This is a genomic window from Kitasatospora sp. CB02891 (assembly GCF_002803145.1).
Lineage (GTDB): Bacteria > Actinomycetota > Actinomycetes > Streptomycetales > Streptomycetaceae > Kitasatospora > Kitasatospora griseola.
The window spans coordinates 779,750-798,924 of the sequence record NZ_NNBO01000001.1; the positions used below are offsets into that span (position 1 = coordinate 779,750).

Here is a 19,175-nt window from a genome sequence, read left to right on the forward strand (position 1 = left end):
TCGGGACGGGCGGCCGGGGTGCGGTCGGTGCACGGTCGGGCGCACGGCTTCCTCGCGGGGCGCGGGGCCCGGCGGGGCGGGCGGGACGGGGGAGAGCGTGGGCTCTCCCCCGTCCGCGGGGTGCGCTACGTCTCGGGGAAGTGGCAGGCGACCTGGCGGGTGGGCGTGTCGGGGGCGAGCACCGGCGCCTCGGTCCGGCAGATTGCCTGCGCCTTGGGGCAGCGCGGGTGGAAGGTGCAGCCGGGCGGGGGGCTGGCGGGGCTGGGCGGGTCGCCGAGCAGGACGATGCGTTCGCGGGCGCGCTCGGCGGCCGGGTCGGGCAGCGGGACGGCGGACAGCAGCGCCTTGGTGTACGGGTGGGCGGGGCGCTCGTACACGTCCGCCCGGTCGCCGAGTTCGACGATCCGGCCGAGGTACATGACGGCGACCCGGTGGCTGAGGTGTTTGACCACGGCCAGGTCGTGCGCGATGAAGACGTAGGCGACGCCGAGTTCGGCCTGCAGGCGTTCCATCAGGCCGACGATCTGCGCCTGGATGGAGACGTCGAGCGCGGACACCGGCTCGTCCGCGACGACGAGTTCGGGCCGGGTCGCGAGCGCCCGGGCGATGCCGATGCGTTGGGCCTGCCCCCCGGAGAACTGGTGCGGGTAGCGCTCCAGGTGTTCGGGGGCGAGCCCGACCAGCCGGATCAGGTCCCGGACCTCCTCGCGGATCGACGAAGGGGAGGCGCCCTGCGCGCGCAGCGGGGCCGCGATGATCTGCTGGACGGTCTTGCGCGGGTTGAGCGAGGCGAACGGGTCCTGGAAGATCATCTGGAACTTGCTGCGCAGCGGCCGCAGTTGGCGCTGCGGGGCCCGGGTGATGTCCTGTCCGCGGAAGCTGACCTGCCCGGCCGTCGGGTCGAGCAGGCGGACCAGCATCCGTCCGGTGGTGGACTTGCCACAGCCGGACTCGCCGACCAGTCCGAGGGTCTCGCCGGGGCGGACGTCGAAGCTGACGCCGTCCACGGCGCGGACGCCGGGGGCCCGGCGCAGGACGCCGCGCGGGCCGGGGAAGGTCATGCCGAGGTCGCGGACGCTCAGCACCGCGGTGTCGGTGGTCATGCGGTCACCTCGTCGTGGATGCAGGCGCTGCGGTGGCCGCCGGCGACGGTGCGCAGCGGCGGCCGTTCGCCGGTGCAGCGGGTGTCGGGCGTGGCGGCGTACGCGGGGCAGCGGGGGTGGAAGGCGCAACCGGCGGGCGGGGCGAGCAGGGACGGCGGGGTGCCGGGGATCGCGCGCAGGGCGGTGTCGGGCGCCGCGTCGAGGCGGGGCAGGGAGTCGAGCAGCCCGCGGGTGTACGGGTGCCGGGGGGTGGTGAACAGCGCTTCGGCGTCGGCCTGTTCGACCGCGGAGCCGCCGTACATGACGAGGACGTCGTCGGCGGCGCGGGCGATGACGCCGAGGTCGTGGGTGATCAGGACGAGGCCGAGGCCGCGCTCGCGCTGGAGGCGGGTCAGCAGGTCGAGGACCTGGGCCTGGACGGTGACGTCGAGGGCGGTGGTGGGTTCGTCGGCGATGATCAGGTCGGGTTCGCAGGACAGCGCGAGGGCGATCATGGCGCGTTGGCGCATGCCGCCGGAGAACTGGTGCGGGTGTTCGCGGGCGCGCCGGGCGGGTTCGGGGATGCCGACGTCGCCGAGGACGTCGACGGCGCGGGCGTGGGCGGCTTTCCGGGTGCCGCCGAAGTGGCTGCGGTAGGCCTCGGCGATCTGGTCGCCGACGGTGAAGTAGGGGTGCAGGGCGGTGAGGGCGTCCTGGAACACCATCGCCATTTTCCGTCCGCGCAGGGTGCGCAGGTGGTCGTCAGGGGCGCCGATCAGTTCGGTGCCGTCGAGTTGCGCGGAGCCGGTGACGGTGGCGCCGCGGTGCAGTCCCATGACGGCGAGGGAGGTGACGGACTTTCCGGAGCCGGATTCGCCGACGATGCCGAGGGTGCGTCCGCGTTCGACGGTGAAGTCGATGCCTTTGACGGCGTGGACGGTGCCTTCGGCGGTGTCGAAGGTGACGGCGAGGTTCTGTACGGCGAGCAGGGGTGCGGTCATGCGAGCCTCGCCCTCGGGTCGATCCAGGCGTAGAGGAGGTCCACGACCAGGTTGGAGCTGACGATGAAGAAGGAGGCGAGGAGGGTGACGCCCATGACGACGGGCTGGTCGGACTTGTTGAGGGAGTCGGCGAAGAGTTTGCCGATGCCGGGGAGGCTGAACAGGGATTCGGTGATCAGGGCGCCGGCCAGCAGTCCGCCGAGGTCCATGCCGAGCATGGTGACGACGGGGGTGAGGGCGGGGCGCAGGCCGTGCTTGCCGACGACGCGGCGCTCGCGCAGGCCTTTGGCGCGGGCGGTGCGCACGTACGGTTCGGCCATCGTCTCGATGACGGAGTTGCGCGTCATCCGGGCGTAGATGGCGGCGTTCAGCAGGGCGAGGGTGATCCACGGCAGGATCAGGTTGGAGATCCACTGGCCGGGGTGCTCGGTGAAGGCGATGTAGCGGGGGTAGGGCAGCAGGCCGGCCACTGTGACGACCAGGTAGAGCAGGATCATCGCGGTGAAGTAGACCGGCAGGGCGGCGACGCCGATGGTGCCGACCATCAGGGTTCGGTCGAGGCGGGTGCCGCGGCGCAGTGCGGAGACCACGCCGGTGCCGACGCCGAGGAGCAGCCAGAGGGCGGAGGCGCCGAGGGCGAGGGAGATGCTGGTGGGCAGCCGGTCCATCATCAGGTCCCAGACGGGCTGGGCGGACTGGAAGGAGTAGCCGAAGCAGGGGAAGCCGCACTGGACGGCGTACTGGCCGGTGCCGAGGGTCTGGCCGGCGAAGATGCCGGTGACGTAGTGCCAGAACTGGACGATCAGGGGGTCGGCCAGTCCGAGCTGTTGGCGGACGAGTTCGATGCGTTCGGTGGAGCAGTCCTTGCCGCAGAACTGGACGGCGGGGTCGGCGGGGAACAGGTAGAAGACGGCGAAGGTGAGCGCGCAGACGACCAGCAGGGTGGCGGCCATCGCAGCGAGCCGGCGGAGCAGGTATCCGATCACGTCCGGCTGCCCTTCGGGTCGAGGGCGTCCCGCAGGGCGTCGCCGACCAGGGTGAAGGCCAGGACCACCAGGAACAGGCAGGCGCTGGGGAGGATGAAGAACATCGGGTCGACCTTGTAGTAGAGCACCGCGTCGGAGATCATCTGCCCCCACGAGGGGGTGGGCGGGCGGATGCCGACGCCGAGGAAGCTGAGTGCGGCCTCGGTGCCGATCAGGCCGGGGACGGCGAGGGTGACGTAGACGATGATGGTGCCGGTGAGGTTGGGCAGGATCTCGCCGAACAGGATGCGGCTGTTGCGGGTGCCGCTGGCGCGGGCGGCCTCGACGTACTCGCGGTGTTTGAGGGAGAGGGTCTGGCCGCGGACCACGCGGGCGATGTAGGGCCAGGAGAACAGCGACATGACGCCGATCAGCAGCAGGACGCGGTTGACGTCCCGGGCGACGGAGAGCAGCGCGATCATGAAGATCAGGCTGGGGAACGACATCATGACGTCCATGAACCGGCTGATCAGGGCGTCGGTGCGGCCGCCGAAGTAGCCGGCGGTGATGCCGAGGACGGTGCCGATCAGGGTGATCAGCAGGGCGGCGCTGAACGCGACCAGGAGGCTGATCTGGGCGCCGTAGAGCAGCCGGGCGAAGATGTCGCGGCCGAGCAGCGGTTCGACGCCGAGCCAGTGCTGGGGGCTGATGCCGCCGAGGGCGCCGCGGGGCAGGCCGCCGAGGTAGGGGTCGACGGCTTTCTTGTCGACGGTGTCGGGGCGGGTGCCGCTGATCGCGGTGAGCACCGGCGCGAGGAGTGCGGCCAGGACGAAGAAGGCGATGATGGCGGCGCCGACGAGGGCGGCCTTCTGGCGGCGCAGGCGGTGCAGGGCGAGCTTCCAGGGGGACGCGGGGGCCTCGGTGGTGTCCGGGGCCCCCGCTCCCTCGGCCGCGGCCGTCGGGAGCGGGGTGGTCATGTTTGGAACTCCCGCTCTACTTGACGGACTTGAGGCCGATGCCCGCGTAGTCGAGCTGCCCGGCCCAGACCGGGTGGGCGTAGGCGCCGGCGATGTTGGAGCCGACCAGGACGGGCTTCTTCTGCCAGATCAGCGGGACGGCGGGCGAGGCCTCCATGATCTTGGCGTCCAGGGCGAGCCAGGCCTCGTTGGCCTTCTGCAGGTTGTCCAGGCCGGCGATCCGGTCGAGTTCGGCGTTGACCGTCGGGTCGTCGAACCGGGTCATGTTGCCGTTGTTGCCCTTGTCCTTGACGGCCCGGCCGTCGAAGATCATCGGCAGGAAGGTGCCGGCGGAGGGGTAGTCGGGGCACCAGCCGAGGCTGGTGAGTCCGGGCTGCTTCTCCTTGTCGCCGACGATCGAGTTGACGGCGGTGGGGTCGACGGTGGTGATGGTGACGTTCACCCCCGCGCGCTTGAGGGCGGCCTGGATGGCCTCGGCCTGCGCCTTGCCGCCGGTGGAGGTGACGAAGTCGGTGGAGAAGCCGTTCGGGAAGCCCGCCTCGGCGAGCAGCTGCTTGGCCTTCTCGGGGTCGCCGCCGGGCTTGATCTTGAAGTGGTCGACGGCCGTGCCGGCGGTGAGCATCGGGGGCAGGTAGGTGGTGGCGATGTCGTTGAACGCGGGGCCGCCGGTGGCGGCGGCGAAGGACTCCTTGTCCACCGCGTACTGCATCGCCAGGCGGACCTTGGCGTTGTCGAACGGCGCCTTGGTGGTGTTCATGTCCAGCTTGGTGGTGCAGCCCGCGTTCTCGCTGATCAGGCGCTTCTTGACGTCGGGGTTGGTGAGCACCTCGGAGATCTTCGCGGGCGTCAGGTCCACGTAGGAGATGGCGCTCTTGTCGTCGCCCTGGTCGGCGATCAGGCGGTCGGCGATGCCGGTGCCCTTGAGGGTCTGGTCGACCACGATCTTGTCGGGGTACGCCTTGCGGACCGGGTCGGAGGCCTGGTCCCAGTTGGTGTTGCGGACCAGCACCATGCGCTTGCCGCGGTCGTAGCTCTCGATCTTGTACGGGCCGGAGGAGACCGGGTGGTTGGAGTAGTTGGCGCCCGCCTCCTTGGCCTTGGGGACGGGCGAGAAGGTGGGCAGGGTGACGGTGTAGCCGAACTCGGCGACCGGGCGCTTGAGGTGGAAGACGATCGTCTTGGCGTCCGGGACCTCGATGGCGTCGCTGCCGAGCCGTTCGCCGCCCAGCGGGCCCTTGTACCCGGCCGGGGCGTTGAGGTAGCGCACCGCGTAGTCGGGCCCGCCGGCCAGTTCCGGCGAGTACGACCGCTCGACGTTGTACTTGATGTCGTCGGCCGTGATCGGCGTGCCGTCCTCGTACTTGAGGTTGTCCTTCAGGTGGAAGGTCCAGGTCTTCGCGCCGTCGCTGGAGGTGCCGAGGTCGGTGGCCAGGTCGGGTTCGATCTTCAGGCCCTCGGCGCCGGGGGCGGCCTTGAAGGTGGTCAGCGTGCGGTAGAGCATGCGCACGCCGACGTCCATCACCGGCATGGTCCAGTTGCGGGCGGGGTCGAGCTGGTCGAAGTCCTGGTTCGACAGGATCGTCAGGGTGCCGCCCTTGACGGGGGTGCCGCCGACGATGCCGTTGCCTTCGGTGGTCACACCCTGCGGTCCGCCGCTGTCGTCACCGCCGCCGCCGTTGCTGCCGCATGCGGCGAGGACGAGGGTGAGGGACGCCGCGATGGCCGCCGCGAGGGCGGCGTGGGTACGCCTGTTCATGTGCATCTCCGGAACTGGGGGCTGCTCAACGGGGATCAGGTCACCGAGAGATCGGCGCCTCCGGGGATCGATGCCGCCGGGGTCTGGCCCGCTCTGAGGTGTGACCCGTAACATAGTAATGTGAAATTGCACTGCGCAATGAGGCGGCCCGACTGTTATCGAGCCGTGTCATTGCTCGCCGCTCAGCAGTGCAATTTCCTTGCCGCTCACACCCGTTGTCCCTGTTTCGCCCCCGCTCGGAGGAGTTCCACCCGATGGCCGACCAGCCCGCACTGAACACCGGCAGCCACGACCTGCCCATCACCCCCGCCCTGGCCGCCTTCATGGCCGACCAGTGGGCCGCCACCCCGCTGCCCGCCGACAGCCGCGTTCCCGGCCACGCGTACTTCCCGGCCCGCCGGGCCCGGATCGCCGCCGCCTTCCCCGGCGAGCGACTGCTCGTCCCCGCGGGGCAGTTGAAGATCCGCAGCAACGACTGCGACTACCGGTTCCGCCCGAACAGCGCCTACGCCCACCTCACCGGGCTGACCGGCGAGGAGCAGGTCGGCCACGTCCTGGTGATCGAGCCCGACGGCGAGGCCGTGCTGTACCTGCGGCCGCGCTCCGACCGGGCCGGCGGCTCCGCCGAGTTCTACCGCGACCGCCGCTACGGCGAGTTCTGGGTCGGTCGGCGCGCCGACCTCGCCGAGGCCGCCCAGCTCACCGGCCTGCGCACCGCCCACCTCGACGACCTGCCGAAGCTGTTCACCGCCAACGCGCCCACCCGCGTCCTCGCCGACGTCGACCCCGTCCTGGACGCCCTGGCCGGCCGCCCGTCCGCCGACCACGCCGCCCGCGACGGCCAACTCGCCGCCGCGCTCAGCGAGCTGCGCCTGATCAAGGACCCGTGGGAGGTCGACCAGCTCCAGCTCTCCGTCGACCACACCGCCGCGGGCTTCGCCGACGTGGTCCGCGCGCTGCCCGCCGCACTGCGCCACCACCGCGGCGAGCGCATCCTGGAGGGCGCGTTCAACGCCCGCGCCCGCGCCGAGGGCAACGGCACCGGCTACGAGACCATCGTCGCCTCCGGCGCGCACGCCTGCGTGCTGCACTGGATCCGCAACGACGGCCCGCTCGACCCGGCCCAGCTCCTGCTGCTCGACGCGGGCGTGGAGACCGACACCCTCTACACCGCCGACATCACCCGCACCCTGCCGCTGTCCGGAACCTTCTCCCCCGCCCAGCGCGACGCCTACGAACTCGTCCTCGCCGCCCAGAGCGCCGGCATCGCCACGCTGCGCCCCGGCGCGTCCTTCCGCGACTTCCACCGTGCCGCGATGCGGGTGATCGCCGAGGGCCTCTCCGAGTGGGGCGTGCTGCCCGTCTCCGCCGAGGAGGCGCTGCGCGAGGACTCCGGCCTGTACCGCCGCTACACCCTCTGCGCCAGCGGCCACATGCTCGGCCTGGACGTCCACGACTGCGCGAAGGCCCGCGCCGAGACGTACCTGGACGGCGTGCTGGAGGAAGGCATGGTCCTCACCGTCGAGCCGGGCCTCTACCTCCAGCCCGACGACCTCACCCTGCCGCCCGCGCTGCGCGGCATCGGCATCCGCATCGAGGACGACCTGGTGATCACCGCCGACGGCGCCCGCCTGATGTCCGCCGAGCTGCCGCGCGCGGTGGACGGCATCGAGTCCTGGATGGGCGAGCTGCTGGGCTGACGTCGGGATGAACGGTCGGGTCACGGGTGCGCAGGCTCAGCCCCCGTGACCGACCGTGCCCTCCGTACCGACCGGATCGACCGGATCGACCGGATCGTGGCGGACCTCCCCCGTCTCGGCGACGTCGACAGCGTCCGCGCGACGGCCCGGGAGCCAACTCGCGCGGGGCGACGCCGTGTTCCTCGCCGAACTCGGCCTCGCCCTCGCCGGGCACCTCGGCGAGGCGGAGCCGCAATGGCATTACCGCAGCGCCTTCGACCACCTGGTCCGGCGCCTGGCCGCCCGGCCCGGCGCCGAGAACGTCCGGCAGGCGCTGCGGCTGCTCACCGCGGCACCCGACTCCGCCCGCCCCGCGGCCCCGCTACCGGCGTCCGGCCACCGTCCGGCCGATCTCGCCGCCGCGTTCGCCGAGCCCTCCTCGAACGAGCTACGGGCCTGCCTGGTCCACGAGTTGATCCTGCGCGGCGTGGACCTCGACACCGTCCCCGACGCCTCCGCGTGGGCGGCCGCCCCGCACTTCGCCCACCACCCGCTGGGCGCGCTGCCCCGGACGCCCTCCCCGCTGGAGTCGCTCGCCGGCCTGCCCGGCCACGGCCCGGACCGCAGTTGCCACGCGCTGCCGCACGGGGGTTCGGCGTGGACCTCGACACCGTCCCCGACGCCTCCGCATGGGCGGCCGCCCCGCACTTCGCCCACCACCCGCTGGGCGCGCTGCCCCGGACGCCCTCCCCGCTGGAGTCGCTCGCCGGCCTGCCCGGCCACGGCCCGGACCGCAGTTGCCACGCGCTGCCGCACGGGGGTTCGGTGTGGACCTCGACACCGTCCCCGACGCCTCCGCGTGGGCGGCCGCCCCGCACTTCGCCCACCACCCGCTGGGCGCGCTGCCCCGGACGCCCTCCCCGCTGGAGGCGCTCGCCGGCCTGCCCGGCCACGGCCCGGACGGCAGTTGCCACGCGCTGCCGCACGGGGGTTCGGGAGGCGAGCAGTTGACGGCCCGCCGAACCGCTGCCGCCCGCTGCCCGCTGCCCGCTGCCCGCCGCCGAAACGACCACCCCGGAGGCGGCCGAGGCCCTGGGCCGGGCCGTCGCGAACTGTGCCGAGGAGTCCAACAGCCGCATCGAGGCCCAGGTGTTCGAGTTCGCCGCACCGCTGCCCGTCGAGTCCGTCCCGGTCGCCCTGCCCGCCCTCGGCCTGGACTGCCTCGCCGGTGCCGAGCCCTCCGCGCTCTCCGTCACCGCCTGCCCGCCGCCGAGGCCTGGAGCGTCCTGTTCGCCGCCGCCTCGCCGCGTGGCAGTCGCCGGCCGCACTGGCCCACGCCGGCCTCCCCGCCGCCGAGGCCCGCGCCACCGCCTGTCACTGGTTCACCCTCGGCGCCCCCGCCCCCTGGTTCGACCACCTCGCCTGGGACCTCGGCCCCGCCACCCTCACCCCCGACCGCCGCCGCCTCGCCGTCCTCGCGGCCACCGACACGGACACCGACACCGGCTGACGCCCCCTCACGGTGCGTAGCGCAACAGCACCACATCGCCCACCGTCTCGGCCCCCAGCAACGTCATCCGATGCGTGCTGCCGCCCGGGAACGCGGCCGGATACACGAAACGCGGCGCACCCGCCTCGCCGACCAGCAGCGGCGCCACCGCCAGGTGGACCTCGTCGGCGAGGCCCAGCGACAGGAACTGCGTGTGAATCCGCCCGCCGCCCTCCACCATCAGCCGCCGCACCCCGCGGGCCGCCAGGTCGTCGAGCATCGCCCCGAAGTCGACGCTGTCACCGGTGCTCACCACCTCGGCCAGCCCGTCCAGCGTGCCGCCCAGCCTCGACTCCCCGGCGTCGGTGGTGTACACGACCTTCCGGTCGCCGAAGTGCCAGAACTTCAACCCCCGGTCGAGGTCGCCGCTCGCCGAGACCGTCACCTTCAACGGGTACGCCGGCTTCCCCGCCGCGACCCGCTCGGCCCGCCGCCGCTCGCTGTTGACGAGGAGCCGCGGATCGTCCGCCCGCAGCGTGTTCCCGCCGACCAGGACGGCGTCCGACTCGGCCCGCACCTGGTCCACCCGGTCGAAGTCCTCGGCGTTCGACAGCAGCAGCCGCTCCGCCGAGGTGTCGTCGATGTACCCGTCGATCGACGTGGCGACGCTCAGCAGCACGTACGGGCGCTCGGCCATGGTGGCTCCGTTCTTCGCGGCTGGACCCCGGCGGTCCTCGGGCATGATCACACGCCCCGGACCTGTCGGTGACCGACGGAAATTCGAGTGACCTCGGCGCACGGCCCCAGTAGGGTCGGCCGATGCCCGAGCTGCAGCGGCTGCGCGCCGACCACGCCCCGGCGGTCCTGGCCTTCGAGCTGGCGAACCGCGCCTACTTCGCCGCCTCGATCCCCGACCGCGGCGACGAGTACTTCGACCGGTTCGCCGAGCGCCACGACGCCCTGCTGGCCGAGCAGGAGGCCGGCGTCTGCGTCTTCCACCTCCTCGTCGCCGCGGACGGCTCGGTCCTCGGCAGGTTCAACCTGTACGACCTGGAGAACGGCGCCGCCGTCCTCGGCTACCGGGTCGCGGAACAGGCCGCCGGACGCGGCCTGGCAACGACGGCCGTCCAGCAACTCTGCCGAACGGCGCCGACGCTGCACGGCCTGCACACCCTGCGGGCGGCCACCTCCCACGACAACGCCGCGTCCCGCCAGGTCCTGACCAAGGCCGGATTCGTCCCCGACGGCCCCGCCGCCCCGGCCGACCTCGGCGGCAAACCCGGCACCTGGTACCGGCGCGACGTCCGGCCCTAGGCCGGGCCCTACGCCGGGTCCTACCCGGCGCGCTGCGCGTCCTCCCACAGCGCGCGAGTCACCTTCGCCGCGCCGCCCTCGCGGGCCGAGGCGTGGGCGGTGCCCGCCCACAGGTGCATGCCCTCGACGTCGCCGCGGCGGGTCGCGGCCGCCCGCAACGGCTGGGTGAGGTAGTGGACTTCGGGGTAGGCCGGCGGGGCGTCGGCGTCGTACCGGTCGATGAAGGAGTTGCGGAGGGCCCGGGCGGGGCGGCCCGTGAACGCGCGGGTGACGGTCGTCCCGGGGAGCTCGACCAGGGCGCGGCGGTGCGCCGCCGAGGCGCCGGATTCGTCGGTGCGCAGGTAGGCGGTGCCGAGTTGGGCGGCGACCGCGCCCGCCCGCAGCGCGGCGGCGATCGCCGGGCCGTCGCCGAGGCCGCCGGCGGCGATCAGCGGGAGCGGCGTCACCTCCCGTACGGCGGCGAGCAGTTCGAGCAGCGGGAGGGTGCCCGGGGTGTCCTCGGCGCGGTGGGTGCCGCGGTGGCCGCCGGCCTCGGGGCCCTGCACGGTCAGGGCGTCCATGCCGAGCGCGGTGGCGGCGCGGGCCTCCTCCGGGCTGGTGACGGTGCCGAGTTGGCGGATGCCGGCGGCCCGGAGCGCGTCGGCCTCGTCCCGGCCGGGCAGCCCGAAGGTGTACGAGACGTAGGGGACGGGGTTGCGCAGCAGCGCGTCGAGCTTCGCCTCCCAGCCGTCCCGGTCGGACCGGACCTCGGCGGGCAGCTCCACGCCCCACCGCTCGGCCTCCGGGCGGAGCCGCTCCCGGTAGGCGACGACCGGCCCCGGGTCGGAGGGCGGCGCGGGCACGAACAGGTTGACGCCGAACGGGCGGTCCGTCAGCTCACGGGTCCGGCGGACCTGGTCGAGCATCCCGTCGGCCGTCCGGTAGCCGGCGGCGAGGAAGCCCAGGCCGCCCGCGCCGTTGACGGCCGCGACCAGCTCGGGAGTGCTCGGGCCGCCCGCCATCGGGGCCGCGACCAGCGGCACCTCCCAGTCGAATGCCATGCCGCTCCCTCGCCTCCGTGTGCACCGATCCCCGGTCGCTGCCCACCCTACGTCCACGGCCGATCCCGCCGACGGCCGCCCGGTCCGCCGTCGCTCTCCCGCTTGCCGGAGCCCTCGCCGCACCGGGATACTCCCCGGGTGCTGTTGACCTGGATCGCCGAGGTGGCGGACGAACCGCTGGCGCTGGAGCCGGCCGACCGGCGGGTGGAGTGGGAGACCAACACCTGGCTGCTGAGCGCGGCAGACGAGGACCGGCGGTCCCTGACCGTGCGTGAGGTGGTCGCCGCCTTCGAGCGCACCGCCGGACGCATCCGGGAGCGCGTCCGCGAACTGGGCTTCGCCGGGGTGGCGACGTTCTACGTGTGGCACGACCGCCAGGCCGACCAACTCCGGTGCTCCACCGGATCGGTGCCCGCCGAGGAGCTGCCGTTCGGTGCCGCGTACCTGCCGGTCGGCGATCTCGGCCCGGTCGTCGAGGGCTTCCTGCACGACGAGCAGCAGGATCCCGAGGAGGTCGACGACCCGCCGGAGCCCGACCCCGGGTTCCCGCCCTTTCCCGTGTGGGTGCGCAGCGTCGGAACGGCCCCGCGCTGACGCCGCCCCGGTCCGCCCGCACGGCCGAACGGACGCGAACGGACACGAACGGGTGGCGTGACGGGCGTCACATCCGCAGGGCGGTCACATTCGGTGGAGCTGCGGGGTCAGTCCTTGCAGAAGCACACACGACAAGGAGCCCGACCGTGGACGCACGCCTCAACTACTTCGGCAACCCGCTCGCGGGGAAGATCATCAAGCACATCAACTCGGCCGGCGCCGCCATCGGGGGCTCCTCGCTCCCGGCCGCCACCCAGGAGCTGGTGAAGATCCGGGCCAGCCAGATCAACGGCTGCGGTTTCTGCACCGACATGCACACCAAGGACGCCACCCACGCCGGGGAGACCCAGCAGCGGCTGAACCTGATCGCCGCCTGGCGGGAGGCGACCTGCTTCACCGAGGCCGAGCGCGCCGCGCTCGAACTCACCGAGCAGGGCACCCGGATCGCCGACGCGGCGGGCGGCGTCGGCGACGAGGCCTGGGCGGAGGCCGCCAAGCACTTCGACGAGGAGCAGCTGATCGCCCTCGTCGGCCTGATCGCCCTGATCAACACCTACAACCGGGTCAACGTGATCATTCGCCAGCCCGCGGGCGACTACGTCCCCGGCCAGTTCGCCTGACCCGTTCGGCCCCTCCCCCGCAAGGGAGGGGCCGCCCTCACTCTCCCCCGGAGAGCGCGGCAGCGGCGGCCCGCACCTCGGCCTCCCATTCGCGGAACTGCTGGGCGGTCAAGTACCCGGCGCAGCAGTCGCAGTGGACGGCCAACAGCCCGAGCAGCGCCGCCTCGTCCTGGTCCAGGCCCTCGGAGTCCCAGTCGCTCACCGCCGCAGCCAGCTCCGCGGGCGTCGCACCGCCCGCCACCACCCGGGCCGCGAGCTCGCGCACCAGCCACCGCTTGCCGTCCACCGCCCCCGGGTACGCCAGACCGAACTCGTCCAGCACCTCCCGCAACAGCGGCTCCAACTCGGACGCCGACTCCCGTCGCCCCCGCCCGGCCAGGTCGTACAACGCCGAGGAGTCGAACCCGTCGGCCACCAACTCGGCGGCGGCCATCGGAAGTTCACCGGTACTCAGCTCACCTGCGCGGTACCGCAGCGCCACCAGCCGCACCCGCTCCGCCTCCGGCACCCCCACTCACCGCCCCTCCGCCACGAGCGCCGCCGCGGCGGCCCGCGCCTCCGCCTCCCAGGCCCGGATCTGCTCGGGAGTCCAGTACTCGACGCACCCGTCGCAGCACCTCTCCCCCACGACCCGGACGAACTCGCCCTCCGCGGACTCCAACCCGCCGACGGCAGCCATCACTTCGCCCATCGACCGGATCTCACCGGAGACCAGCCGGGCCGCGACCTCGCGCAGCGCCCACCGCTCCGCGTCCTCCTGCTCGGGCTCCGCCGCCCCCAGCTCGTCGAGCGCCCGCCGCCAGAGCCACTTCAGCTCGGCACTCTGCTCGCGGCCACTGCAGCCGGCCAACTCCCGCAGTGCCGGGGAGTCATGACCGTCCACCAGCAGATCCGCCGCCGCCATCGGAAGCTGCTCGGGCCAGATCCACCCGACGGCCTGACGGTTCGCCACCACGCGCAAGGAGTCCATACCCGGCAGCCTGCCAGCCTCGCCGACGCCCTGACCAGTGGTTTTCCAGGAGGGAGCGGACCACCGGAGGCGCTGGTCGTGCACCTCGCACCCCGCCCCCGGTCAGCCGTGGCTGGTGTCGATCACACAGAAGCGGTTCCCCTCCGTGTCGGCGAGCACCACGAAGTCCGGGTCCTGCGGGTAGCTGTCCCAGTCGACGCGCTGCCCGCCGAGGGCCAGCAGCCGCTCGATCTCCGCGGCCTGCTCCTCCGCGTCCCGGGCGTACAGGTCCAGGTGGACCCGCGGATGCTCCTGAACGGGTGTCCCCGTGCGCATCAGCGCCACCTGGACCCCCTCACCCCCACCGGCCGGCACCAGAACGACCCAGTCGTCCCGCCTCCCCTCGCGGGGCACATACCCGAGCGCCTCCGTCCAGAAGGCCGTCGCCCGCGCCACGTCCGCCACGCCCAGTACCACCGACCCGACTCTCAGCATGCCGCCGATTCTCGCGCACCGCGGAGATCGGGGGCAGCCGCACCCGTGGACCTCGGGGCCGCCGGCCGATGCTGCCCCGGCCGGCCCGGACCGCCTTGGGGTCGTCCGCGCTCCGGGTGGCGGCCTCGGCGGAAGTGAGCGAACTGCCCGGCCGGGTCGGCCGGTGGAGCGCCTCAGCCGACGTCGGTGCCTTCGGCGTCGGCGCGGGGGGCGGGGCTCAGGCCCAGCCGCCTGCCGAAGGTGTTGGCGATCGCGCCCACGTCGCCGGTGTCGCTCCGGCGCAGGACGAACATCTTGGTCAGCACGATCAGCACCGGACCGACCAGGATGCCCATCGGCCAGTAGTGGCCGGCCGCGCCGAACCAGATCGCGCCGCCGATGCAGCTCAGGCTCACCAGCACGCCGGCGGCCACGCCCACCAGGTGCTGCCGGTCGGCGTCGCTGAGCTCGGCCATCTCGCGCTCGTGGAGTCGTTCGCCGTCCTTCAGTCTGGCCATGTCCAGCTTGTGCCGCCGGTCGGCGTCCTTGAGCTTGGCCATCTCCCGTTCGTGGAGCCGCTCGCCGTCCTTCAGCTTGGCCATCTCCAACTCGTGGAGCCGCTCGCCGTCCTTGAGCCTGGCCATCTCCAGCTCGTGCTGGAACTCCGCCAGCTTGAGGCGCAACTGCTGTTTGCGCTCGGCCTCCTGGTTCAGGGTGGCCAGCATGGCGACGACGGTCGGCGCGGGGACGTCGCCCCACTTCGCGGCCATCTTGCTCGCCTGCTCGAACGCCCGGCTCTGCCACAGGTCGTCCGGCTCGAAGCCCTCCTCGTACGGCCCGTCCGGTTCGGAGTCCGCCTCGTACTGCTCGTCCTCAGCCACGATGTTCCCCGGTGGGCCTTTCCGTCAGATCGTCGCCCAGGGTCCCGTTCGTCGGGACGGGCAGGCGGTCGAGTCGTTCCAGCAGTTCGGCGAGGCCCCGGTCCACGGTGTCCGCGATCTCGTCCAGCGAGGCCTCGTCGAGTGCGCCGAGCGCCGTGAGGTCGGTGTCCAGGAGCCGCCGCACGTGGTCCCGGACGTGCTCGGGCGGGCGGGCGGCGCGGGGGGCGGCGGCGTCCTCGTACGGCGAGTCCCAGGTCAGGGCGGACGTGTCGGCGCCGGGCCTTCGGAAGTAGCCGACCGGGCTGTACCGGGGCATCGCGAGCCCGGCCGCCGATGAACCGCCCCGCAAGAAGCCGGAATCGGAGAAGGGGGACGGGCGGAGCCGGTCGGTGACGGTACTGGAGAGGCTGTTCAACGCCATGCGGCTGCCGTCCGCGTCCTCGGTCGGGCCGCCCGCGAGCCGGTCCATCCTGGCGGCGGTGTCGCGGAACGAGGTGAGGATCCGTCCGAGGGCGTCGTCGGTGATCGCCCGCAGGATCTTCTCGGTGGCCTCGATCGCCAACTCACCGAACGGGTCGCGGGGTTCGCCGGTGGTGAGGCCCTGCACGGTCCGCCGGAGGTCGAGGCCCTTCGACTCGATGTCGTCCGCGCCGCGGCGCAGGCCGGCCGCGCACGATCTGAGCTGCCCGAGGTCGATGTCGAAGCTCTGGCCGTCGGAGCGGTCGGAGCCGCCCACCGGGGCGGGGGGAATCTTCTGCGCGACCTTGTCGACCATGTCGTCGATCGGCCGGGCGACGGTCCGGGCGAGCCGGTCGGCCGCCGCCTCCAGCAACTGGTTGACGATCTTGCGACCCAGCCGCAGCACCGCCGCCGCACGCCACGAGCCGCGGGCCGAGACCCTCGCCAACTGGGCCTGGACGGCGAGCAGTTGTGTGATGAGCTGGGTCTTGGCCACCTCGACCACCACGGCCGCCGCACGCAGCACTCTGGCCACCGTGCGGCAGGTCTCGGCGATCAGCCCGGAGTACCCGGTGACGGTGCTCCACAGCTCGGCGAGTTTGCCCGCGGACCAGCCCCGGTAGACCTCGTACAGCTGGGCGAGCTGCGCGTCCGCCGCCGTCTGGGCACCGTCCAGCCCCTCGGCGAACTTCTCCAACTGGTCGGCCAGCAGCCTGAGTTGGTCCTCGTCGATGCTCGGGAAGCGGACGCCGAGCAGGCTGAGGACAGGATCGAGTCCCGGTGGTGGTTGCACAGCCATTGCCGCCCCCAGCTGCTGTTTCGCGACAGCCGTCCGGTCGCGCACTGCGACGATACACACACGCGGCGGCGCTGACCACCGAATCGCTGCGGCCTCAGGGCGCCTGCTCGTCATAGGCGTGCCGGGCCTGTTCGACCCGGTCGAGGTTGGCGGCGGCCCACTGGGAGAGGTGGGCGAAGAGCGGGGCGAGGCTGCGGCCGAGGTCGGTGATCTCGTACTCGACGCGCGGGGGGACTTCCGGGTGGTAGGTGCGGACGACCATGCCGTCGCGTTCGAGTTGGCGCAGGCGCTGCGTCAGGACTTTCGCGGTGATGGCGCCGATCCGGCGTTCCAGTTCGACGAAGCGCTGACGGCCGTGGGTGTGCAGGGTCCACAGGATCGGCGTGGTCCAACGGCTGAACACGATGTCCACCACCGCGCTGGTGGGGCAGGCGAGTTCGGGGTCGGTGGCGGCGGCCGATGCCCGGTCGGTCTCGGTGGCCACACGCACTCCACGGGTAGTCGCTTTCCTCTAGGTACCTACTGTATCGGCCTTGTTAGCGTCCTCGCACTGCCCGGGAGCGCCGCTCCGACTGGGCGTCAATCACCGTACGGAACAGAGGAATTGCCATGATCGTAGTCACGGGAGCGACGGGTAACGTGGGCGGATCGCTGGTGCGGGCGCTCGCGGCGGCCGGCGTGCCGACGACCGCGACGTCGCGGAACGTCTCGGCGGCGGACGTCCCGGAGCACATCGCGCACCGGCGGGCGGACCTGGCCGATCCGGCGGGCCTGCGGGCCGTGTTCGACGGGGCGGACGCGCTGTTCCTGCAGAACGGCGGGCCGAGCGCCCACCTGCTGAGCCCGCACGGGATCGTGGAGGTCGCGCGGGCGGCCGGCATCGGCCGCGTCGTCCTGCTGTCCTCGCAGGGCGTGGCGACCCGGCCTGAATCGCAGTCGCACGGTGCGACGGCGCTGGCGTTCGAGGAGGCGGTGCGGCAGTCGGGGCTGGCGTGGACGATCCTGCGGCCCGGCGGGTTCCACTCCAACGCGTACGCGTGGGCCGAGCCGGTCCGTGCCCACCGGACGGTCGCCGCGCCGTTCGCGGACGTCGCCCTGCCGTCCGTCGACCCGGACGACATCGCCGAGGTGGCGGCCGTCGCCCTGCGCGCGGACGGCCACGACGGACGGATCTACGAGCTGACCGGTCCGGTCGCCACCACGCCCCGCCAACGGGCCGAGGCGCTCGCCGACGCGCTCGGCGAGCCGGTGCGGTTCGTCGAGCAGACGGCCGAGGAGGCGCGGGCGCAGCTGCTCGGTTTCCTGCCGGAGCCAGTGGTGGAGACCACGCTGAGCATCCTCGGCGCTCCCACTCCGGCGGAGCGGCGGATCAGCCCGGACGTGGAGCGCGTCCTGGGCCGCGCTCCGCGCACCTTCGCCGACTGGGCGCGGCGGTACGTCGCCGCGTTCCAGTGAGCCGCCTCAAGTGAGCCGCCTCAAGTGGGGCGTGTCGAGCGAGTCGCCTCCGGCGGGTCGCCGTCAGCGCCGGTACCGGGCGGCCATCGTGTCGAACACCCGCTTGGGCTCCCACCGTTCGTCGTCCAGCGTCCGGACCACGCCGTACGAGCCGAGGTCGCGGGGGCCGGGCTTGTCGTAGGCGGCGAAGGTGAACCAGAAGGCGCTGTCGATGCCCTCCTGGGCGAAGACGTCGAGCAGGTCGTCGAGGTGCCGGGCCTGTTCGCCCTCGTCGGGGACGGCGCCGGGCGGCACCTGCCAGGCCATGCCGCCGAGGTCGGCGGCGCCGCGGTAGGCGCAGGTGCCGAACTCGGTGACGGCGACCGGCTTGCCGTGGGCGCGGGCGGCCCGCAGGTGCTCGCGGTACTCGTCGGCGTTCTGCGCGGACCGGTACGCGTCGACGCCGACCAGGTCGAACGGGGTCCAGTCGACGGGCTCCCACGGTCCGGACGCGTAGCCGACGGGGCCGGCGAACTCCTGGCGGACCGTCGTCGCGGCCTCGGCGAGGAAGGCGTTCAGCTGCTCGGGGACGGGGCCGAGCGCCAGCCACCAGTCCAGGTCCGCGGTGGTCATGGCGTGCAGCCGGTCGAGGTGGGTGGCTCCGGGCAGGAACCCCTCGGCGAACACGCTGAGTTCGCAGCCCGCGACGAACACCACCCGGGCGCCGGAGCGGCGCAGCGTCTCGGCGCGGCGGGCGCAGTCCGCGAACAGCGGCAGCAGCTGCGCGGGCGGCAAGTCGGCGGGGAACGGCGAGTACCAGACGTCGAGTCCGGCGTCGGCGGCGAACCGGGCGGCCAGGTCGAGCCGTTCGGGGTCGCCGCCGGTGATCCGGACGGCGTCGCAGTGCAGTTCGCGGGCGACGACCGTCAGGTCGTGGCGGACCCGGGCGGGGTCGAAGCGGCGGCGGGTGAGGCGTTCGCCGGTGAAGGTCCCGGTGTCGTAGGTGATGCCCAGGGTGCGCACCGTCACTGCTCCCTCGTTCCGCCGTGGCCGTGTTCCAGCAGGTCGAAGGCGAGTTCGAGGTCTTCGGCGAGCATCCGGTCGGCCTGCTCGGCGGGGGTGCCGGCGACCAGGCGGGCGAAGTGGCGTTCCTGCAGGGCGGCCAGCGAGGCGGCGATCTGGGCGGCCATCAGCGTGCCGGCGGTCTCACCGTGTTCGGCGGACAGGACGTCGGCGAGGGCCTGCCGCTGGCGGTACCGGAGGCTGTCGGCGGCGGTCCGCAGCGCGGGGCTGGCCTGGATCACCCGGACCCGGGTGAGCAGTGCGGGCAGGTCGGCGGCGGCGACCGGGCCGGCCGCCAGGGTGCGGTGGTGGGCGCGCAGGGCGGCGAGGGCCGACTGTCCGTCGGGGCGGTCGGCGACCGTCGTGGCCAGGTCGTCACCGGCCACACCGGCCAGGACCAGCGACTCCTTGGTGGGGTAGTAGGCGAACAGGGTCGCCCGGGCCACTTCGGCGGCCCGGGCGACCTCGCCCATCGTCACGTCCTCGAAGCCGCGTTCGGCGAACAGGCGCAGGGCCTGCTCGGCGATCCGGCGTCCGGTCCGTTCCTTCTTCAGTTCACGCAGTCCGACCATCGGATCATCATACTCAGACCGGGTACGA

The 19,175-nt window shown here is 73.1% G+C and carries 21 protein-coding genes and 4 pseudogenes; 10 read left to right on the top strand and 15 right to left on the bottom strand.

Annotated elements, in window-relative coordinates; all coding sequences use genetic code 11:
- Positions 1-125 precede the first annotated feature (125 nt).
- The 5 genes from CG736_RS03700 to CG736_RS03720 are packed head-to-tail and all read right to left on the bottom strand — an operon-like array spanning position 126 to position 5,781.
- Positions 126-1,103: an ABC transporter ATP-binding protein gene (locus CG736_RS03700; protein WP_100584656.1), complete on the bottom strand. Its 978-nt coding sequence runs from the start codon at positions 1,101-1,103 to the stop codon at positions 126-128.
- Entirely contained in the window at positions 1,100-2,083 is a 984-nt protein-coding gene (locus tag CG736_RS03705; protein WP_100584657.1) for an ABC transporter ATP-binding protein, read from the bottom strand. Before CG736_RS03705 ends, CG736_RS03700 begins: the two co-directional genes overlap by 4 nt.
- On the bottom strand, positions 2,080-3,069 hold the full coding sequence (locus tag CG736_RS03710) for an ABC transporter permease (RefSeq protein WP_100584658.1): 990 nt from the start codon (positions 3,067-3,069) through the stop codon (positions 2,080-2,082). Before CG736_RS03710 ends, CG736_RS03705 begins: the two co-directional genes overlap by 4 nt.
- Positions 3,066-4,025, bottom strand: a complete 960-nt coding sequence (locus tag CG736_RS03715) for an ABC transporter permease (RefSeq protein WP_100584659.1) — start codon at positions 4,023-4,025, stop codon at positions 3,066-3,068. The genes CG736_RS03710 and CG736_RS03715 overlap by 4 nt, the downstream gene beginning before the upstream one ends.
- Positions 4,026-4,041: 16 nt before the next feature.
- Positions 4,042-5,781, bottom strand: coding sequence for an ABC transporter substrate-binding protein (locus CG736_RS03720; RefSeq protein WP_100584660.1), 1,740 nt, complete (start codon positions 5,779-5,781; stop codon positions 4,042-4,044).
- Between the two features lie 254 nt (positions 5,782-6,035).
- On the opposite strand from CG736_RS03720, the gene CG736_RS03725 reads away from it, so the two are divergent.
- The 6 genes and pseudogenes from CG736_RS03725 to CG736_RS03735 all read left to right on the top strand — a co-directional run bounded on the left by CG736_RS03725 (position 6,036) and on the right by CG736_RS03735 (position 8,970).
- A complete protein-coding gene (locus tag CG736_RS03725) occupies positions 6,036-7,481 on the top strand; it encodes an aminopeptidase P family protein (RefSeq protein ID WP_100584661.1) in 1,446 nt (481 codons plus the stop codon).
- A 55-nt stretch (positions 7,482-7,536) separates the two neighbouring features.
- Positions 7,537-7,938 (top strand): annotated as a pseudogene (locus tag CG736_RS38805) (DUF6183 family protein); the annotation flags it as partial.
- Between the two features lie 179 nt (positions 7,939-8,117).
- Positions 8,118-8,285: pseudogene (locus tag CG736_RS38810) on the top strand (DUF6183 family protein); the annotation flags it as partial.
- 2 nt (positions 8,286-8,287) lie between these two features.
- Positions 8,288-8,470: pseudogene (locus CG736_RS38815) on the top strand (DUF6183 family protein); the annotation flags it as partial.
- A gap of 82 nt (positions 8,471-8,552) precedes the next feature.
- Positions 8,553-8,669 (top strand): annotated as a pseudogene (locus tag CG736_RS38820) (DUF6183 family protein); the annotation flags it as partial.
- A gap of 19 nt (positions 8,670-8,688) precedes the next feature.
- Positions 8,689-8,970 carry a DUF6183 family protein gene (locus tag CG736_RS03735; protein WP_100584663.1) on the top strand — a complete coding sequence of 94 codons (282 nt, stop codon included), beginning with the start codon at positions 8,689-8,691 and terminating at the stop codon, positions 8,968-8,970.
- 7 nt (positions 8,971-8,977) lie between these two features.
- Here the strand turns inward: CG736_RS03735 and CG736_RS03740 are convergent, their stop codons facing one another.
- Positions 8,978-9,646, bottom strand: coding sequence for a dihydrofolate reductase family protein (locus CG736_RS03740; RefSeq protein ID WP_100584664.1), 669 nt, complete (start codon positions 9,644-9,646; stop codon positions 8,978-8,980).
- Between the two features lie 122 nt (positions 9,647-9,768).
- Here CG736_RS03740 and CG736_RS03745 point away from each other — a divergent pair, with 122 nt between their 5' ends.
- Entirely contained in the window at positions 9,769-10,263 is a 495-nt protein-coding gene (locus CG736_RS03745) for a GNAT family N-acetyltransferase (protein WP_100584665.1), read from the top strand.
- Between the two features lie 20 nt (positions 10,264-10,283).
- On the opposite strand, the gene CG736_RS03750 is transcribed toward CG736_RS03745, so the two are convergent.
- A complete protein-coding gene (locus CG736_RS03750; protein ID WP_100584666.1) occupies positions 10,284-11,303 on the bottom strand; it encodes a nitronate monooxygenase in 1,020 nt (339 codons plus the stop codon).
- Positions 11,304-11,441: 138 nt separating this feature from the next.
- Between CG736_RS03750 and CG736_RS03755 the strand changes: the two genes are divergently transcribed.
- Entirely contained in the window at positions 11,442-11,897 is a 456-nt protein-coding gene (locus CG736_RS03755) for a hypothetical protein (protein ID WP_100584667.1), read from the top strand.
- Positions 11,898-12,043: 146 nt separating this feature from the next.
- Positions 12,044-12,517, top strand: coding sequence for a carboxymuconolactone decarboxylase family protein (locus tag CG736_RS03760; RefSeq protein ID WP_100584668.1), 474 nt, complete (start codon positions 12,044-12,046; stop codon positions 12,515-12,517).
- A 37-nt stretch (positions 12,518-12,554) separates the two neighbouring features.
- On the opposite strand, the gene CG736_RS03765 is transcribed toward CG736_RS03760, so the two are convergent.
- The 6 genes from CG736_RS03765 to CG736_RS03790 form a co-directional block, all read right to left on the bottom strand.
- Positions 12,555-13,031 carry a hypothetical protein gene (locus tag CG736_RS03765; protein WP_100584669.1) on the bottom strand — a complete coding sequence of 159 codons (477 nt, stop codon included), beginning with the start codon at positions 13,029-13,031 and terminating at the stop codon, positions 12,555-12,557.
- Positions 13,032-13,487: a hypothetical protein gene (locus tag CG736_RS03770; protein WP_100584670.1), complete on the bottom strand. Its 456-nt coding sequence runs from the start codon at positions 13,485-13,487 to the stop codon at positions 13,032-13,034.
- Positions 13,488-13,589: 102 nt separating this feature from the next.
- Positions 13,590-13,961, bottom strand: a complete 372-nt coding sequence (locus CG736_RS03775) for a VOC family protein (RefSeq protein ID WP_100584671.1) — start codon at positions 13,959-13,961, stop codon at positions 13,590-13,592.
- A gap of 173 nt (positions 13,962-14,134) precedes the next feature.
- Complete coding sequence (locus CG736_RS03780) at positions 14,135-14,821, bottom strand: hypothetical protein (RefSeq protein WP_100584672.1); 687 nt, start codon at positions 14,819-14,821, stop codon at positions 14,135-14,137.
- The gene (locus CG736_RS03785) at positions 14,814-16,079 is read right to left on the bottom strand and encodes a hypothetical protein (protein ID WP_100584673.1); all 1,266 of its coding nucleotides are present in this window, start codon (positions 16,077-16,079) and stop codon (positions 14,814-14,816) included. The genes CG736_RS03780 and CG736_RS03785 overlap by 8 nt, the downstream gene beginning before the upstream one ends.
- Positions 16,080-16,173: 94 nt before the next feature.
- Entirely contained in the window at positions 16,174-16,563 is a 390-nt protein-coding gene (locus CG736_RS03790) for a helix-turn-helix domain-containing protein (RefSeq protein ID WP_100584674.1), read from the bottom strand.
- Between the two features lie 125 nt (positions 16,564-16,688).
- Here CG736_RS03790 and CG736_RS03795 point away from each other — a divergent pair, with 125 nt between their 5' ends.
- Positions 16,689-17,534, top strand: a complete 846-nt coding sequence (locus CG736_RS03795; RefSeq protein ID WP_100584675.1) for an NAD(P)H-binding protein — start codon at positions 16,689-16,691, stop codon at positions 17,532-17,534.
- Positions 17,535-17,597: 63 nt separating this feature from the next.
- On the opposite strand, the gene CG736_RS35900 is transcribed toward CG736_RS03795, so the two are convergent.
- Together CG736_RS35900 and CG736_RS03805 are read right to left on the bottom strand one after the other, a co-directional pair.
- Complete coding sequence (locus tag CG736_RS35900) at positions 17,598-18,536, bottom strand: hypothetical protein (protein WP_198520369.1); 939 nt, start codon at positions 18,534-18,536, stop codon at positions 17,598-17,600.
- Positions 18,537-18,538: 2 nt separating this feature from the next.
- Positions 18,539-19,147 carry a TetR/AcrR family transcriptional regulator gene (locus CG736_RS03805; protein ID WP_100584676.1) on the bottom strand — a complete coding sequence of 203 codons (609 nt, stop codon included), beginning with the start codon at positions 19,145-19,147 and terminating at the stop codon, positions 18,539-18,541.
- Between the last annotated feature and the right edge of the window lie 28 nt (positions 19,148-19,175).

Bases quoted from the DNA above. Each gene is read 5' to 3' on its own strand.
- CG736_RS03745 (WP_100584665.1), top strand. From the start codon at position 9,769: ATGCCCGAGCTGCAGCGGCTGCGCGCCGACCACGCCCCGGCGGTCCTG.
- CG736_RS03770 (WP_100584670.1), bottom strand. From the start codon at position 13,487: ATGGACTCCTTGCGCGTGGTGGCGAACCGTCAGGCCGTCGGGTGGATC.
- CG736_RS03785 (WP_100584673.1), bottom strand. From the start codon at position 16,079: ATGGCTGTGCAACCACCACCGGGACTCGATCCTGTCCTCAGCCTGCTC.
- CG736_RS03720 (WP_100584660.1), bottom strand. From the start codon at position 5,781: ATGAACAGGCGTACCCACGCCGCCCTCGCGGCGGCCATCGCGGCGTCC.
- CG736_RS03705 (WP_100584657.1), bottom strand. From the start codon at position 2,083: ATGACCGCACCCCTGCTCGCCGTACAGAACCTCGCCGTCACCTTCGAC.
- CG736_RS03715 (WP_100584659.1), bottom strand. From the start codon at position 4,025: ATGACCACCCCGCTCCCGACGGCCGCGGCCGAGGGAGCGGGGGCCCCG.
- CG736_RS03750 (WP_100584666.1), bottom strand. From the start codon at position 11,303: ATGGCATTCGACTGGGAGGTGCCGCTGGTCGCGGCCCCGATGGCGGGC.
- CG736_RS03805 (WP_100584676.1), bottom strand. From the start codon at position 19,147: ATGGTCGGACTGCGTGAACTGAAGAAGGAACGGACCGGACGCCGGATC.
- CG736_RS03740 (WP_100584664.1), bottom strand. From the start codon at position 9,646: ATGGCCGAGCGCCCGTACGTGCTGCTGAGCGTCGCCACGTCGATCGAC.
- CG736_RS03725 (WP_100584661.1), top strand. From the start codon at position 6,036: ATGGCCGACCAGCCCGCACTGAACACCGGCAGCCACGACCTGCCCATC.
- CG736_RS03795 (WP_100584675.1), top strand. From the start codon at position 16,689: ATGATCGTAGTCACGGGAGCGACGGGTAACGTGGGCGGATCGCTGGTG.
- CG736_RS03700 (WP_100584656.1), bottom strand. From the start codon at position 1,103: ATGACCACCGACACCGCGGTGCTGAGCGTCCGCGACCTCGGCATGACC.
- CG736_RS03775 (WP_100584671.1), bottom strand. From the start codon at position 13,961: ATGCTGAGAGTCGGGTCGGTGGTACTGGGCGTGGCGGACGTGGCGCGG.